Here is a 14,112-nt window from a genome sequence, read left to right as displayed (position 1 = left end):
CGTTCCGCAAGCAGTTCTCAGCAGTTCCCGCCCCCCGGCGGGAGCACCTCCGGCGCCCCCAGCGCCCGCAGCACATGCGCGACCAGTGCCGCGATCGTCTCCTCGTCCTGCACCGGCTTGCGCAGCACATGGCGGTAGTACACCGGGCCGTACAGCATCTCCACCGCCAGCGGAAGATCGGCGCCCGGTGGGATCTGGCCCTGCTCCTGGGCCCGGCGCAGGCGGGCGACCGCCTCGTCGAAACGGGGGTCGATCAGCTTCGTTCTGACCGTTTCCGCGAGTGCGTCGTCGTGGTGGACCTCGGAGAGAATCCCGGCGTACGCGGGGCCGTAGGGCGGTGTGGAGAGCAGCTTCACCGCGCCCATCACATTGGCCCGCAGGTCGGCGGCGATGTCGCCGGTGTCGACGAACGGCGTCGTGCCGACCAGCGCGTCGGTGAAAGCCTCCAGCATCACCGCACTCTTCGAGGGCCACCAGCGGTAGATCGTCTTCTTGCTGACACCCGCCCTGGCCGCGATGGCCTCGACCGTGACCCGGCCGTACCCCTTCTCCGTGCACAGTTCGAGGGCGGCCTCCAGGATCGCCCGTCGTGATCTCTCGCTGCGACGCAGTGAACTCGGCGATGTGATCATTCGGTGAGCATAGGTGTATTTGAGCCAATCCTTGTTGACAGTCCGTCGCCAGAAGTCGAACAATACTGAGGCGGAAACGGAACGTGCCGTGTCGTATCGTTCCTGCTGTTCGCACCATTCGTGCCGTTCGTGCCGCGACGAGCCGATCGGGGGACGGCTCGCCCGGCCGACGGCACGAGTGCGAAGCGCCGCGCGTCAGGCGGTGATGTCCTTCGCCGTGAAGCGGGCCCAGGCCGCCGAGCCGAACACCACCGCGTACAAGCCCTGCAGTCCCAGGTTCTTGACCACCTCGTCCCAGTACACGGGGTCGCGCAGCAGGTCCGCGTACGACATCCAGTAGTGCGGGAAGAGATACGGATGGATGCCGCTCAGTTGCGGGATCGTGTCCACGATCTGCACGGTGATCAGCATCCCGACAGTGGCGGCCATGGCCGCGATCCCACTGCTGGTGAGAGTCGAGATGAACAGGCCGATCGCCGCGAATCCGATCAGTGACGCCGCGACCACCACCGCGATCAGTCCGGCCCGCAGCAGCCCTTCGCCGAACCCGATCCGGGTCCCCGAGATGGTGGTGACCTCACCCACCGGGAACAGCAGCGCGCCCACGGCGAGCGCCGAGAGGGCCACGACCAGGGTCGCGACCAGGCAGAACGTGAGGACGGAGGCATACTTCGTCAGCAGCAGCCGGGTCCGGCCCGCCGGGGCGACCAGCAGATAGCGCAGGGTGCCGGCGTTGGCCTCGCCCGCGATCGAGTCGCCCGCGACGACGCCGACGGCCATCGGCAGGAAGACCGGGAGCGTCACGGCCAGGGCCGCGAAGACCAGGAACAGGCCGTTGTTGGTGACCTGGGAGAGGAAAGCGGGGCCTCCCCCGCCACCGCCCGGTCCGGGCGAGGAGCCGTGATTCGTCTCGATCTTCACCGCGATCCCGATCAGCACGGGAACGGCGGCCAGCACCCCGAGCAGTGCGAGGGTGCGCCAGCGGCGGAGCGTGGTCGTCAGTTCGGAACGAAGGATTCCGAAGGTCCACAGCGGATTGCGCGTGCCCGCCCCTACGATTCCGGCTTCAGCCTGCGACATCGAAACCCTCTCCGGTGAGTGCGACAAAGGCGTCCTCCAGCGAGGCCCGTTCGACGCCGAAGGACCGCAGGCGTACACCGGCGTGCACCAGCGCCGCGCTGAGGTCCGCGAGCTCGACGTCGCCCGGCGGGGCCTCGGCGCTCACCCGGTCGCCGTCGACGGTGATACCGGTGACACCCAGCTCCTTGAGGAGGCGGGCGGCTTCCCCCGGGTCGGGGGTGGTGACGGCCAGCCGGCCGTGCGCCCCGGCCGCCAGATCCGCGACCGCGCCCTGGGTGATCAGCCGGCCCCTGGCCATCACCGCGGCATGTGTGCAGACCTGCTCGATCTCGTCGAGGAGGTGGGAGGAGAGGAAGACGGTGGTGCCCTCCGCCGCCAGTTCTCTGACCAGGGCACGGATCTCGCGCATGCCCTGCGGGTCCAGGCCGTTTGTCGGCTCGTCCAGGACGAGCAGGCGACGTGGCTGGAGCAGGGCGGCGGCGAGACCGAGGCGCTGCTTCATGCCGAGCGAGTACGCCTTGGCCTTCTTGCCGGCCGCCGCGGCGAGCCCGACCCGGTCCAGGGCCTGCCCGACCCGGTCCCGGCGGGTGCGCGGATCGGCGGTCGGGTCGGCGGAGTCGTAGCGCAGCAGATTGTCCCGGCCACTCAGGAAGCCGTACAGCGCGGGCCCCTCGATCAGGGCTCCGACCTGCGGGAGTACGGCACGGGCCGCGCCCGGCATGGGGTGGCCGAGGACCTGCGCGGTGCCGGACGTCGGGTCGATCAGACCCATCAGCATCCGGATGGTCGTGGTCTTCCCCGAGCCGTTGGGGCCGAGGAATCCGAAGACACTGCCGCCGGGGACGCTGAGGTCGAGGCCGTCGACGGCGAGTTGGCCGCCGCGGTACCGCTTGGTGAGGCCCCGTGTCTCGATCACGGCCCCGGGGCCGGTCACCGCCCTCGGTTCGGTCACGGTCCCAGGCTCTGTCATGCGTACTCCCCCATGGGTCGGGTGGGTAGGGCCTGTCCGGCGGATCAGGGCCGGACGGTGCCTCAGCGGACCGCCCCGCCGTACGGAGGGTACGGCGGGGCGGTCGGCGGCGGGAAGCGCGACGCACCCCGGCGTCAGGCGGCGTTGTCAGCCGCCTTGACCAGCGCGTCCGGCGTGACCGCGCCGACGTACACCTTGCCGTCGTCCGTCATCAGCGCGTTGACCAGGCGAGTCTTGAAGACCGTGCCCGAGCCGAACTTTCCGGAGACCTTGTCGCCCAGCGAGTCCAGGAACTGCTGCGCCTCGGCCGGTACGTCACCCGACGACTTCGTGGGGAGTCCGGTGCCGCCCGGGGTCCTGATCTCGGCGATCGCGTTCCAGCCCTCGCCGATGACCTTCGTGTCCTTGGAACCCCGACCCCCGGCGCCCAGTCCCTCGGCGCCCGGGAACATCCCCAGGCCACCTGCCCCGTCGGTCTTCTGCGGTGCCTTCGCGTCGTCGGCCTCGGTCACCTCGGCACCCTTGGGCGGGCTGAACGTGAACGAGGAGGCGGCCGGCTTCGCGAAGTCGACCTGGGTGAAGCCGGCGTCGACCACGGCCTTGCCACCGCTGCTCGGAAGCAGCGTGAACTTCAGCGGCACACCGTTCTTCGCGTCGACCGCGACCGTGACCGAGCCGATCGTGGAGCCGCTCTGCCTGGGCTTGATGAGCAGCTTGTACGCGTCACGTCCGGCGACCTGCGCCGTGCCGTCGACCGTCACCGATGTGGTGGGGCCCGCAGCCTTCAGGACCTGTTCGGCGAGCGCCTTCGGCGTGGTCGGCACGCCCTCGGGGGCCCTGGTCGAGTGCCCGGACTCCTTCCCGCTCCCGTCCTCGGTGGCGTGGTAGGCCTGGTTGGTCCTGCTGTCGTACGCCCAGACCTGATCACCGTTGCGGATCAGGCTGTACTCCGCCGCGTTTTCCAGGATCGACACCCGCTGCTTGTCGGGGCCGTCGCCGGCCACCCGCAGGGTGTGCGTGCCGGACGCCAGCTCCGTCATCTTCGTCTGCGGGTCGGCGGTCGAATCGCCCTTGTCGCCGCCGGTGTCGCCGTGGCTGCCGCCGGGGGCGAAGGAGCCGGCCAGACCGCCGAGCGACGGGATACCGAGGTCCGTGCTGATCTTCACCGTGCCGGAGAGCTGCTGGGTGTCCGAAGCGGCGATCTTCTCGATGAGCTGCTGTGCGGTGATCTCCGGCAGATCGGGGTCGCCGGTGCTCGCGAGCGCCGGAACGAGCCCGATCGTCGCGGCCGCCACTCCCGCCACCGCGACCGGGACGATGTAGCGTGCCGCCTTTCGACGGCCGGCGGTGGTGTTCCCGCCGTTGGTCTCTTCGCTGTCGTTCGGTGCCATGTGTGCCCTACCTCCGTGGTCGGCGGCTTCCGTCCGGATGCACTCGTCCACTCCGTGCCGCCATTCTCACCGATTTGTTCAGGAGTGGTTGTTCTCCATCTGACCAAACCTGCGGCGCGGAATCGTCACTCCCGGGGAGCAACTCCGCCTACCTCTTCGGTATGACGCCACCCACCCGGGCGCCCACCGTCCCGTAGGGGTGGACACCCGACCCCAGGACCGACACGCCGGCCGGGCCGGGCCGGGGGGAACCGCGTCACATGCCCGCCAATCGGGTCACGGCGCGGGGAGACAGGTGATTTACACCCCAACTCTTGACGATTTTCGGTCACGCATCCACACTTTCAGGCATCTCCAGTCACTTTTCCACGAAACCAGTCAGCGAGGTTGCCGGGATGCTGCCAGCCGAACGTCACCGTCGAATCTCCACCGCCGTGGAGCGCATCGGCACGATCAGCACCGAAAGCCTGGCGGAGCAGCTCGGCGTATCGGCCGAGACCGTGCGCCGGGATCTGGCGCAGATGGAGAAGCAGGGGCATCTCATGCGGGTGCGCGGCGGCGCGGCAGCGCTGTCCGTCGTCCGCGGCCTGAGCGGCGAAGAGGCATCCTTCACGGAGCGGTCCGCCTCGCAGCAGCAGGCCAAGACGGCGATCGGGCGGGCCGCGGCGGACCTGGTCCGCTCCGGCATGACCGTCGTGATCGACGTCGGCACGACGGCTCTGCAGGTCGCCTGCGCCCTGGCGCCGGACTTCCGGGGGACGGTGGCGACCCCGTCCCTGCTCGTCGCGGCCGAGCTGTCCACCCGTCCCCATGTCGACGTGCTGGTTCCCGGCGGACGGATCCGGGGCGGCGACCTGGTCTGCTCCGGCCCGCTGACAGTGGACTTCTTCAACGGCCTCTACGCCGACATGGCGTTCCTCGGCTCCGGCGGTGTCGACAGCTCCGCCGGGATGACCGACTTCTACTTCGAGGAGAACGCGACCAAGCGCGCGATCCTCGCTCGCAGCGCGCTCACCTATGTGCTGGCCGACGGAAGCAAGCTCGGCCGGGTGGCTCCGCACCGCGTCTGTGGATTCGACGACTGCACCGGCCTGATCACCGATCAGACCCCCGAACCGTCGCTGGCTTCGGCCATCGAGCAGTCGGGCGCAGTGGTGATCTCGGCCTGACACTCCTGAGCGCCGCGGCGCTCTCTCCCCGGCGATGTCTCCGTGTGAGACCCGCCCCGTGCAACGAACGGCAGTTTCTGTAACGAGCGGCAGTTTCTGAAAGGACAGCACCGCCATGGCCACGACGAACACCGATGTCGTACAAGGTGACGACCCCCAATCCACGCCGGGCTCCGGCTACAAGCAGGAGATGCGCCGGGAGCTGAGCCGGTACGCCTCTTTCGCCATGGCCTTCGGCTTCGTCTCGATCGCCACGGGCATCTTCACGACCTACGGCTCCGTGCTGAACAGCTCGGGCCCGCGCGGCATCTTCGCCTGGCCGGTCAGCGTCATCGGCCAGCTGTCGGTCGCGCTCGTCTTCGGCGCTCTCGCCGCCCGTATCCCCATCAACGGATACGCCTACCAGTGGGTTTCCCGACTGGTGAACCCGGTCTGGGGCTGGGTCATGGGCTGGATCTCGTTCTCCTTCCTCGGAGTCGTGGTGGTCGCGGTGGACTACACCGTCGCCGCGACCATCCTGCCGGAGCTTCTCCAGTACCGGGGGACGACGCAGAACGCCTGGGCGATCACCGCCGTCGTCATCCTGCTCCAGGCGATCCTCGTAGCCGCCTCGACGCATCTGACACACCGGGTCAACAAGGTCGCCGTGACCGTGCAGCTCGTCGGCATGATCTCGTTGACCGTGCTGCTCTTCGTCGTCGGAGCGTTCACGGGCAAGCTCGACTTCTCCACGCTGTTCAGCGCCGCGCCCGCCGCGAACGACGGCTACTACAGCCTGGGCACCGCCACCGAGGCGGGTCCGTTCGCCCTCGCGTTCCTCCTGGGCGCCTTCACCATCGTCGGGTTCGAGTCCGCGGCCAACCTGGCGGAGGAGACCAAGGACCCGGCACGGGTGATCCCCAAGGCCATGGCCCAGGCCGTGCTCTCCCTCGGCGTCCTCGGATTCCTGTTCCTCGTGGCCATCACCGCCCTCATCGACGACCCGGCGAAACTCGCCACGTCCGCCACCCCCGTGGCGACCGTGATCACCGCCGTGCTCGGATCGACGGTCGGCAAGGCGCTCCTGGTCCTCGTCGTGGTCTCGATCTTCTCCTGCGGTCTGGTCATCACCATGAGCGGCACCCGGCTGGTGTGGGCGATGTCCCGCGACGAGCGCTTCCCCGGGTGGCAGGCGCTGCGCAAGGTCAGCCCCTCCCGTGGCACCCCGCTGAACGCCACGCTGTTCATCTTCGTCATCGCGCAGCTGATCCTCGCCAGCTTCTCCGGCTCGACCGACGCTCTGTTCTCGCTCTTCTCCGCCGCCACTCTGCTGCCCGCCATCATCTACGCCGGCACGGTGCTCATGTACATCGTCAAGCGGAAGTCGCTGCCGCCGACGCAGGGTTTCTCCCTCGGCCGCTGGGAGATACCGGTCATCGTGGTCGCGTCCGTGTGGCTGGGATACGAACTCCTCATCTTCCGTGACCAGTCGTTCCGCGACCCCTGGCTGTACGTCCTCGTCCTCTTCGCCCTCGGGGCCGCCTACCTCGCTTGCCTGCTGGTCCGGCGCGGCGTGTCCGGCATGTCGATGCCGGACATGATCAACATCGACGAGACCCTCGACGTCACCGCAGACCCCGCTGCGCCGGGCGCGGTGGGCACGACCGCCAAGGAAAGCAACCGATGAGCACCATTCTGGCCATCGACCAGGGAACCTCCGGTACGAAGGCAATCGTGGTCGACGAGCGGGGCGAGACCATCGCCATCGCCGAGGAGGAGCTGCGGCCGGCCTACCTCGCCGGCGGGGGCGTCGAACAGGATCCGCAAGAACTGCTCGACTCGGTCCTCACCGCCGGGCGGCGCGCCGTCGCCGCCTCGGGCCGGTCCGTCGACGCGGTGGCCCTGGCCAACCAGGGCGAGACCGTACTTGCCTGGGACCCGCACACCGGCACCCCGCTGTCCCCGGCGATCGTCTGGCAGGACCGCAGGGCGGAAACGATCTGCACCGGTCTGGCCGAGCACGCCGCGTGGGTGGCCCGGCGCAGTGGGCTCGTGCTCGACTCGTACTTCTCGGCGCCGAAGATGGCCTGGCTGCGACGACACGTCACCACCGAAGGGGTGGTGACGACCACCGACACCTGGCTGCTGCACCAGCTGACCGGCGAGTACGTCACCGATGCCTCGACCGCGAGCCGGTCGCTGCTGATGGACCTCGACCATGTCTCCTGGGACCCGGAGCTGCTGGATCTGTTCGGTCTGGGCGCCGAGAAGCTGCCACGGATCGTGGGCTGCGACGAGATCATCGGCACGACCGGTGCCTTCGGACGCGAGGTACCGGTCGCCGGCCTGATCGTCGATCAGCAGGCCGCGCTGCTCGCCGAGGGCTGCCTGGAGCGGGGAACCGCGAAGTGCACCTACGGCACGGGAGCGTTCCTGCTGGCCAACACCGGTGACACCGCCCTGCGTTCACGGGCCGGGCTCACCTCCTCGGTGGCCTGGCGGACCGCGGCGCAGACGCCGTACTGCGTGGACGGCCAGGTGTACACGGCGGCGTCGGCCGTCCGCTGGATCCGGGACCTGGGATTCATCGGGTCCGCGAGCGAACTGGATGCCGTAGCGGCGAAGGAGTCCGACGGCACCCTGTGCGTACCGGCCCTGGCGGGCCTCGCGGCACCGTGGTGGCGTCCCGACGCGACCGCCACGTTCACCGGAATGACCCTGGCCACCGGCAGGGAGCACCTGGTCCTCGCCGTACTGCAGGGCATCGCCGCCCAGGTCGCCGCCCTGTGCGGCCTGGTCGAGTCCGACCTCGGTACGCCGCTCAGCCGACTGCGCGCGGACGGCGGGCTGACCCGCAGCCGCACCCTGATGCAGGCCCAGGCCGATCTGGCCCAGGTACCTGTCGACATCTACCCGTCCTCGCACGCCACCCCGCTCGGCGCGGCCGCGCTGGCCAGGCTGGCCCTCACCCCGGGCATGGACCTGGCGGAAGCCGTCGGTGACTGGAACCCGGTCACCGTCTACGAACCGGTCTGGTCGGCCGACCGGGCCGCGCACTACCGCAGTACATGGGCGGCGGCCGCCGAGGCCACCGCCCGCAAGGGAGAACTCGGATGACCGACACCACACCACGCGAGCCGGACCATGTCTACGACGTCGTCGTCATCGGCGCAGGCATCGTCGGCTCGGCAATCGCCCGCGATCTGTCCGGCCACCAGCTGTCGGTCGCGCTCGTCGAGGCGCGCGACGACGTCGGCGACGGAACCAGCAAGGCGAACACCGCGATCCTGCACACCGGATTCGACGCGAAGCCGGGCACGCTGGAGTCCAGGCTCGTCAAGCGCGGATATCACCTGCTGTCGGAGTACGCCCGCTCGACCGGCATCCCGGTCGAGCACACGGGCGCGATCCTCGTCGCGTGGAACGCGGAGGAGCTGGCCGCCCTGCCCGGCCTCAAGGAGAAGGCCGAGCAGAACGGTTACGACCGGTGCCGGCTCGTCGGCGCCGACGAGGTCTACGAGCTGATCCCTTCCCTCGGCGAGGGAGCGCTCGGCGGACTCACGGTCCCCGACGAGTCGATCATCTGCACCTGGACCACGAACCTGGCCCTGGCCACGGACGCGAGGCGGCGCGGCGCCGAGGTCCTGCTCAACCACGCCGTCACCGCGGTGTCGGTGAACACCCGGTCCACCACGCTGACCACCACGGGCGGCTCCGTACAGGCCCGTTGGGTGGTCAACGCGGCGGGCCTCGGTGCCGACCGCATCGACCGGCTCTTCGGCCACGAGCGGTTCACCGTCACCCCGCGCCGCGGTGAACTGTTCGTCTTCGACAAGCTCGCCCGCCCGCTGGTCGACAAGATCGTCCTGCCGGTGCCCACGTCCCGGGGCAAGGGGGTGCTCATCTCTCCCACCATCTACGGCAACGTCATGCTGGGGCCCACCTCGGAGGACCTCACCGACCGCACCGCGACCGGAACGTCCGAGGACGGATTCGCCTTCCTGCTGGACAAGGGCGAGCGCCTCATGCCCCGGCTGCTCGCCGAGGAGGTGACCGCCTCCTACGCGGGACTGCGGGCCGCCATCGACCACGGGGACTATCTCATCGAGCCCACCCCCTCGCAGCGGTACCTCCTCGTCGGCGGAATCCGCTCGACCGGGTTGACCTCCGGCATGGCCATCGCCGAGCACGTCCACGAGGTGCTCGAAGAGGCCGGACTCGTCCTCACCGCACGCACCGACCTGCCCGGCCCTCCGCGGATGGCCAACATCGGCGAGGCGACCGTACGTCCCTACCAGGACGCCGACCGCATCGCCGCCGATCCCGAGTACGGCAAGGTCGTCTGCTTCTGCGAGCGCGTCACCGCCGGTGAGATCCGCGACGCCTTCCGGTCTCCGCTGCCCGCACGCAACCTGGAGGGCCTGCGCCGCCGCACCCGGGTCATGAACGGCCGCTGCCAGGGCTTCTTCTGCGGCGCGGCTGTCAACCGACTCCTGAACGAAAACGGTTGCGGCGGCACTGCCGCCGCGCCGACGCGGCCCGAGGTGAACTCCTGATGACCACCACCACACTCACACCGGACGTCCTGATCATCGGGGGCGGCCCCGCCGGGCTCACGGCTGCCGCCGCCCTCGCACCCCGCATCCGCGGCGAGGTCCTGGTGCTCGACCGGGAGAAGGACGCCGGAGGCATCCCCCGCCACAGCGACCACACCGGATACGGCCTGCGGGACCTGCGCCGGGTCATGACCGGTCCGAAGTACGCACGCCACCTCGTCGAACAGGCCACTTCGGCCGGGGCCACCATCCGCACCGAGACCATGGTCACCCACTGGGCGGGCGACCGGGCCGTGGAGGTCACCGGTCCGCAGGGGCGGCTGCGCGTGGAGGCCAAGGCCGTCGTGCTCGCGACCGGCGCCCGCGAACGGCCCCGCGCGGCCCGGCGCATCCCCGGCGACCGGCCGCAGGGCGTCTACACCACCGGCCAGCTGCAGAACGCCGTCCACCTCCACCACAGCGAGGTCGGCAGCCGGGCCGTCATCGTCGGAGGGGAACTGGTCAGCTGGTCCGCCGCCGTCACCCTCCGCGAAGCCGGCTGCGCCACCGGGCTGATGGTCAGCCAATACCCCAGGACCGAGTCGTACGCAGCTTTCAACGTCGCCGGCCGCGCACTGCTGCGCGTTCCCGTCGCCAACCGCAGCCGGGTCACCCGCATCATCGGCAAGGGCCGGGTCGAGGCCGTCGAGATCGAGAATCTCGACACCCACGCCCGGCGCACCGTCGCCTGCGACACCGTGGTCTTCACCGGAGACTGGATCCCCGACCACGAACTCGTCCGCAGCGGCGGACTCGACCTGGACCCGGGAACCCTCGGCCCGCTGACCGACACCGCCCTGCGGACCAGCCGCCCCGGCGTCTTCGCCGCGGGCAACCTCCTCCACCCGGTCGACACCGCCGATGTCGCAGCCCTCGACGGCCTGCACGTCGCGGACCAGGTCGAGGCCTGGCTGACCGGGGCCGGCGAGCCTGCCCCGGGCCTGCGCATCCTCGCCGAGGCGCCGCTGCGCTGGGTGGCGCCGGGGCTGTTGCGCCCGGGTGACCCGGCTCCCCCGCGTGGGCGCCTGCTGCTGTGGACGGACCGGTCCATCCGGTTCCCGCACGTGATCGTCAGCCAGAACGGGCGGGTCGTCTCGGAACGGACCCTGCCCTGGCCTGCCGCGCCCGGCCGCGTCTTCCGCGTGCCGTGGTCCGTGATGAAGGGCCTCAGCGCCCAGGGCGGCCCGGTCACCATCGGCCTGCGCTGACCCGAGCGGCCCGCACCGGGGTACGAACGTGCCCGGGTGCGGGCTTTCTCAGTTGCCGCCCGGGACATCCGCGGACGACCGTCGGCAAGGACCGCGTACGCCCTCGGCGCACCTGGGGCGACACAACCCGCAGCCCCCGGTGCGCCGCGCCGCGGGCAACGGGGGAGGTTCCGCCGGGCCGGGGCCGAGGTACGGATGTGCCCGGGATGCGGCGCCAGGGGCGCCCTCTTCCGGGCGGGTCGTACCAGCGGGACCTGCCGGGCCCCGGCCCGGGACGGGCGAGGCGCCACCGGCCCGGATCCGGTTCGGCCGAAGGCACCTCCGGACCGCGTCCCGGGCCGGTGACCAACACGTTCGGTCTCGGGGCTCACCCGACCACCGCGTAGGCGGCACGCCAAAAGCAAAGACGGGCTCAGCCCGCCCGGTGCACCACCGCGTCGCACAGCTCCTCCAGCGCGGCCTTCGCGTAGCCCGCGGGCAGCGGCGCCAGCGTCGCACGCGCCTCCTGCGCGTACCGGACGGCGTCCCGTCGCGCCTGCGCCAGCGCCGGGTGCGCGCGCAGCCTGCGCAGCGCCTCGGCGTGCCGGGCGTCGTCGCTCAGGTCGCCGTCGAGCAGCTCGACGAGTTCCAGGTCGTCCGGCTTTCCGTCGGCCGCGGCCCGGGCCCGCAGATGGAGCACGGGGAGCGTCGGGATGCCTTCGCGCAGGTCGGTGCCGGGGGTCTTGCCGGACTCGTGGGAGTCGGAGGCGATGTCGAGCACATCGTCGGCGAGCTGGAAGGCGACGCCGAGCCGCTCCCCGTACTGGGTGAGGATGTCGACGGCCGACTCGTCCGCGCCGGCCGTCATCGCGCCGAACCGGCAGGCCACCGCGACCAGCGAGCCGGTCTTGCCGCGCATCACTTCGAGGTAGTGCTCGACCGGGTCGCGCCCGTCGCCCGGGCCCGCGGTCTCCAGGATCTGGCCGGTGACCAGCCGCTCGAACGCCTCCGCCTGGATGCGTACGGCCTCCGGACCGAGGTCGGCCAGTATGTGCGAGGCGCGGGCGAAGAGGAAGTCGCCGGTCAGGACGGCCACCGAGTTGCCCCAGCGGGTGTTGGCGCTGTCGACGCCGCGGCGTACGTCCGCCTCGTCCATCACGTCGTCGTGGTAGAGCGTCGCGAGATGGGTCAGCTCGACGACAACGGCGGCGGGCACGACGCCCGGCGCGTCGGGGTCGCCGAACTGGGCGGCCAGTATGGCCAGCAGCGGCCGGAATCGCTTGCCCCCGGCGCGTACGAGATGCTGCGCGGCCTCCGTGATGAAGGGCACGCCGCTCTTGGTGGCATCGAGCAGCCCCGACTCGACAGCAGCCAAACCGGCCTGGACATCGGCCTCAAGAGCGTGGTCCCGCACGCTCAGTCCGAACGGCCCGACGACGGTCACGAGGGGATCTCCTGTCTGCTGACGATCACACGGAATGTCGATCTGTCGCTGTCATCACTCAAGTCAGCGTATCCGGTCCCCTTTCGATCACCGTGGGCGCCTTCCCGCCACCGCCGGTATGTTCGGGATCAGCTCATACGATCAGGAGTTCTCCCTTTGTCCCTCACGGCAACCGACACCGAACCGACTCAGCCGCCGCCCGGCGACGACCATGCCTTTTTCGGCCAGCCACGGGGCCTGATGACCCTGTCCGGCCTGGAGGTCTGGGAACGGTTCTCGTTCCTCGGCATGCAGGCGATCCTGGTCCTCTACTTCGCCGACACCGTCGCCCACGGCGGCATGGGTATGGATGTGGGCACCGCGGCGTCCGTCTCGGCCGCCTACGGCACCCTGGTCTACCTGGTCTCCGTGGCCGGCGGCTGGCTGGCCGACCGGATCCTCGGCTCGTACCGAGCCGTCCTGTACGGCGGAATTCTCATCGCGTGCGGGCATTACGCCATGGCGGTGCCCACCGACGTCATGACCTGGACCGGCCTCGGTCTGATCAGCGCCGGAACCGGTCTGCTCAAGCCCAATGTGGCGACCATGGTCGGCAAGCTCTACCGCACCGAGGACGAGCGCCGCGACGCCGGCTTCGCGCTCTACTACATGGGCATCAACATCGGGGCGTTCCTCGGCCCGCTGGTCACCGGCTGGCTCGGGGACCATGCGAGCTGGCACTGGGGATTCTCGGCCGCCGCCTTCGGTATGACGCTCGGTCTGATCCAGTACGTACTCGGCCGGCGTCACCTGGCCGGGCGAAAGCACAGCGCCGAATTCGCGCTGGCTCCGGAGCCGATGCGCCGCGCCGTCCGGCTGATCGTGGCCGGTGCCGTCGTGGTCGCCGCCGTCGCCACCGCGCTGGCCCTTGCGGGGTGGCTGACCATGGGCCGTTTCGTCGACCTGCTCACGCTCGTCTCGGTGATCGCACCGGTCGTGTACTTCGTGGTGATGTTCCGCAGCCCGCGGGTCACCGGCGAGGAACGTGGCAGGCTGCGCCCGTACGTGGTGCTGTTCCTGGCCTCCGTCGTCTTCAACTTCATCCTCTTCCAGGCGTACTCGACGATGATTCTGCTCGCGTCGACCAACGCCCGTACCGAGATCCTCGGCTTCCACTTCCCGGCGAGCTGGTACGCCTCCGCGCTCGGCGCCTTCGAGGTCGCGCTCGCCCCGGTGGTCGCCGCCGTCTGGGCCCGGATGGGCCCGCGTCAGCCGCACGCCTCCAACAAGATCGCGATCGGGGTGATCCTGGGCGGACTGTCGTTCCTGCTGATGGTGCTGCCGACCTCCGGACACTCCGGCGACACCTACAGGATGGCCGCCTGGTGGATCGTCGGCTCGTATCTGCTGCTCGGCCTCGGCGACATCCTGCTGGAGACCTCCGGCATGTCCGCGACCACGAAGCTCGCACCCAAGGCGTTCGCCAGCCAGACCATGGCGCTCTGGTTCCTCTCGCTGGCCCTCGCCAACGGCATCCAGGCACAGGTCGTGAAGCTGTACGGCGAGGTGTCCAACCCCGCCTACTTCGGTATCAATGGTGCAATCGCAGTGGTGGCCGGTGTGGCCGTCATCGCCGCCGCACCCTGGCTCAAGCGCACCATGCACCCCGTCCACTGAGGTACCGCC

At 70.2% G+C, this 14,112-nt stretch carries 11 protein-coding genes; 6 read left to right on the top strand and 5 right to left on the bottom strand.

All coding sequences use genetic code 11. From position 1 onward, the window contains the following. Positions 1 to 17: 17 nt before the first annotated feature. From GA0115254_RS23015 to GA0115254_RS23000, 4 genes are all read right to left on the bottom strand, one after another. Entirely contained in the window at positions 18 to 632 is a 615-nt protein-coding gene (locus GA0115254_RS23015; RefSeq protein WP_093897190.1) for a TetR/AcrR family transcriptional regulator, read from the bottom strand. Between the two features lie 195 nt (positions 633 to 827). Next, complete coding sequence (locus GA0115254_RS23010; protein ID WP_093897189.1) at positions 828 to 1,712, bottom strand: ABC transporter permease; 885 nt, start codon at positions 1,710 to 1,712, stop codon at positions 828 to 830. After that, positions 1,699 to 2,682 (bottom strand): ABC transporter ATP-binding protein, encoded by a 984-nt coding sequence (locus tag GA0115254_RS23005; RefSeq protein WP_093897188.1) that lies wholly within the window; start codon positions 2,680 to 2,682, stop codon positions 1,699 to 1,701. The genes GA0115254_RS23010 and GA0115254_RS23005 overlap by 14 nt, the downstream gene beginning before the upstream one ends. Before the next feature lie 134 nt (positions 2,683 to 2,816). After that, entirely contained in the window at positions 2,817 to 4,073 is a 1,257-nt protein-coding gene (locus GA0115254_RS23000; protein WP_093897187.1) for a LolA family protein, read from the bottom strand. A gap of 395 nt (positions 4,074 to 4,468) precedes the next feature. Between GA0115254_RS23000 and GA0115254_RS22995 the strand changes: the two genes are divergently transcribed. The 5 genes from GA0115254_RS22995 (at position 4,469) to GA0115254_RS22975 (ending at position 11,024) form a co-directional block, all read left to right on the top strand. After that, complete coding sequence (locus GA0115254_RS22995; protein WP_093897186.1) at positions 4,469 to 5,242, top strand: DeoR/GlpR family DNA-binding transcription regulator; 774 nt, start codon at positions 4,469 to 4,471, stop codon at positions 5,240 to 5,242. 115 nt (positions 5,243 to 5,357) lie between these two features. Beyond that, a complete protein-coding gene (locus GA0115254_RS22990; RefSeq protein ID WP_176740257.1) occupies positions 5,358 to 6,908 on the top strand; it encodes an APC family permease in 1,551 nt (516 codons plus the stop codon). Further along, positions 6,905 to 8,338 carry an FGGY family carbohydrate kinase gene (locus tag GA0115254_RS22985; protein ID WP_093897185.1) on the top strand — a complete coding sequence of 478 codons (1,434 nt, stop codon included), beginning with the start codon at positions 6,905 to 6,907 and terminating at the stop codon, positions 8,336 to 8,338. The genes GA0115254_RS22990 and GA0115254_RS22985 overlap by 4 nt, the downstream gene beginning before the upstream one ends. Next, positions 8,335 to 9,777, top strand: coding sequence for an NAD(P)/FAD-dependent oxidoreductase (locus GA0115254_RS22980; protein WP_093897184.1), 1,443 nt, complete (start codon positions 8,335 to 8,337; stop codon positions 9,775 to 9,777). Before GA0115254_RS22985 ends, GA0115254_RS22980 begins: the two co-directional genes overlap by 4 nt. After that, positions 9,777 to 11,024, top strand: coding sequence for an NAD(P)/FAD-dependent oxidoreductase (locus GA0115254_RS22975; RefSeq protein WP_093897277.1), 1,248 nt, complete (start codon positions 9,777 to 9,779; stop codon positions 11,022 to 11,024). Before GA0115254_RS22980 ends, GA0115254_RS22975 begins: the two co-directional genes overlap by 1 nt. 412 nt (positions 11,025 to 11,436) lie before the next feature. Here GA0115254_RS22975 and GA0115254_RS22970 read toward each other — a convergent pair whose 3' ends face one another. Beyond that, the gene (locus tag GA0115254_RS22970; protein ID WP_093897183.1) at positions 11,437 to 12,447 is read right to left on the bottom strand and encodes a polyprenyl synthetase family protein; all 1,011 of its coding nucleotides are present in this window, start codon (positions 12,445 to 12,447) and stop codon (positions 11,437 to 11,439) included. 156 nt (positions 12,448 to 12,603) lie between these two features. On the opposite strand from GA0115254_RS22970, the gene GA0115254_RS22965 reads away from it, so the two are divergent. Further along, a complete protein-coding gene (locus GA0115254_RS22965; protein ID WP_093897182.1) occupies positions 12,604 to 14,103 on the top strand; it encodes a peptide MFS transporter in 1,500 nt (499 codons plus the stop codon). Positions 14,104 to 14,112: the final 9 nt, after the last annotated feature.

This window comes from Streptomyces sp. Ncost-T10-10d, from assembly GCF_900091955.1.
Classification (GTDB): Bacteria; Actinomycetota; Actinomycetes; order Streptomycetales; family Streptomycetaceae; genus Streptomyces.
This window is presented reverse-complemented; position numbering and strand designations above follow the sequence as displayed.

Bases quoted from the DNA above. Each gene is read 5' to 3' on its own strand.
- GA0115254_RS23015 (WP_093897190.1), bottom strand. From the start codon at position 632: ATGATCACATCGCCGAGTTCACTGCGTCGCAGCGAGAGATCACGACGG.
- GA0115254_RS23010 (WP_093897189.1), bottom strand. From the start codon at position 1,712: ATGTCGCAGGCTGAAGCCGGAATCGTAGGGGCGGGCACGCGCAATCCG.
- GA0115254_RS23005 (WP_093897188.1), bottom strand. From the start codon at position 2,682: ATGACAGAGCCTGGGACCGTGACCGAACCGAGGGCGGTGACCGGCCCC.
- GA0115254_RS23000 (WP_093897187.1), bottom strand. From the start codon at position 4,073: ATGGCACCGAACGACAGCGAAGAGACCAACGGCGGGAACACCACCGCC.
- GA0115254_RS22995 (WP_093897186.1), top strand. From the start codon at position 4,469: ATGCTGCCAGCCGAACGTCACCGTCGAATCTCCACCGCCGTGGAGCGC.
- GA0115254_RS22990 (WP_176740257.1), top strand. From the start codon at position 5,358: ATGGCCACGACGAACACCGATGTCGTACAAGGTGACGACCCCCAATCC.
- GA0115254_RS22985 (WP_093897185.1), top strand. From the start codon at position 6,905: ATGAGCACCATTCTGGCCATCGACCAGGGAACCTCCGGTACGAAGGCA.
- GA0115254_RS22980 (WP_093897184.1), top strand. From the start codon at position 8,335: ATGACCGACACCACACCACGCGAGCCGGACCATGTCTACGACGTCGTC.
- GA0115254_RS22975 (WP_093897277.1), top strand. From the start codon at position 9,777: ATGACCACCACCACACTCACACCGGACGTCCTGATCATCGGGGGCGGC.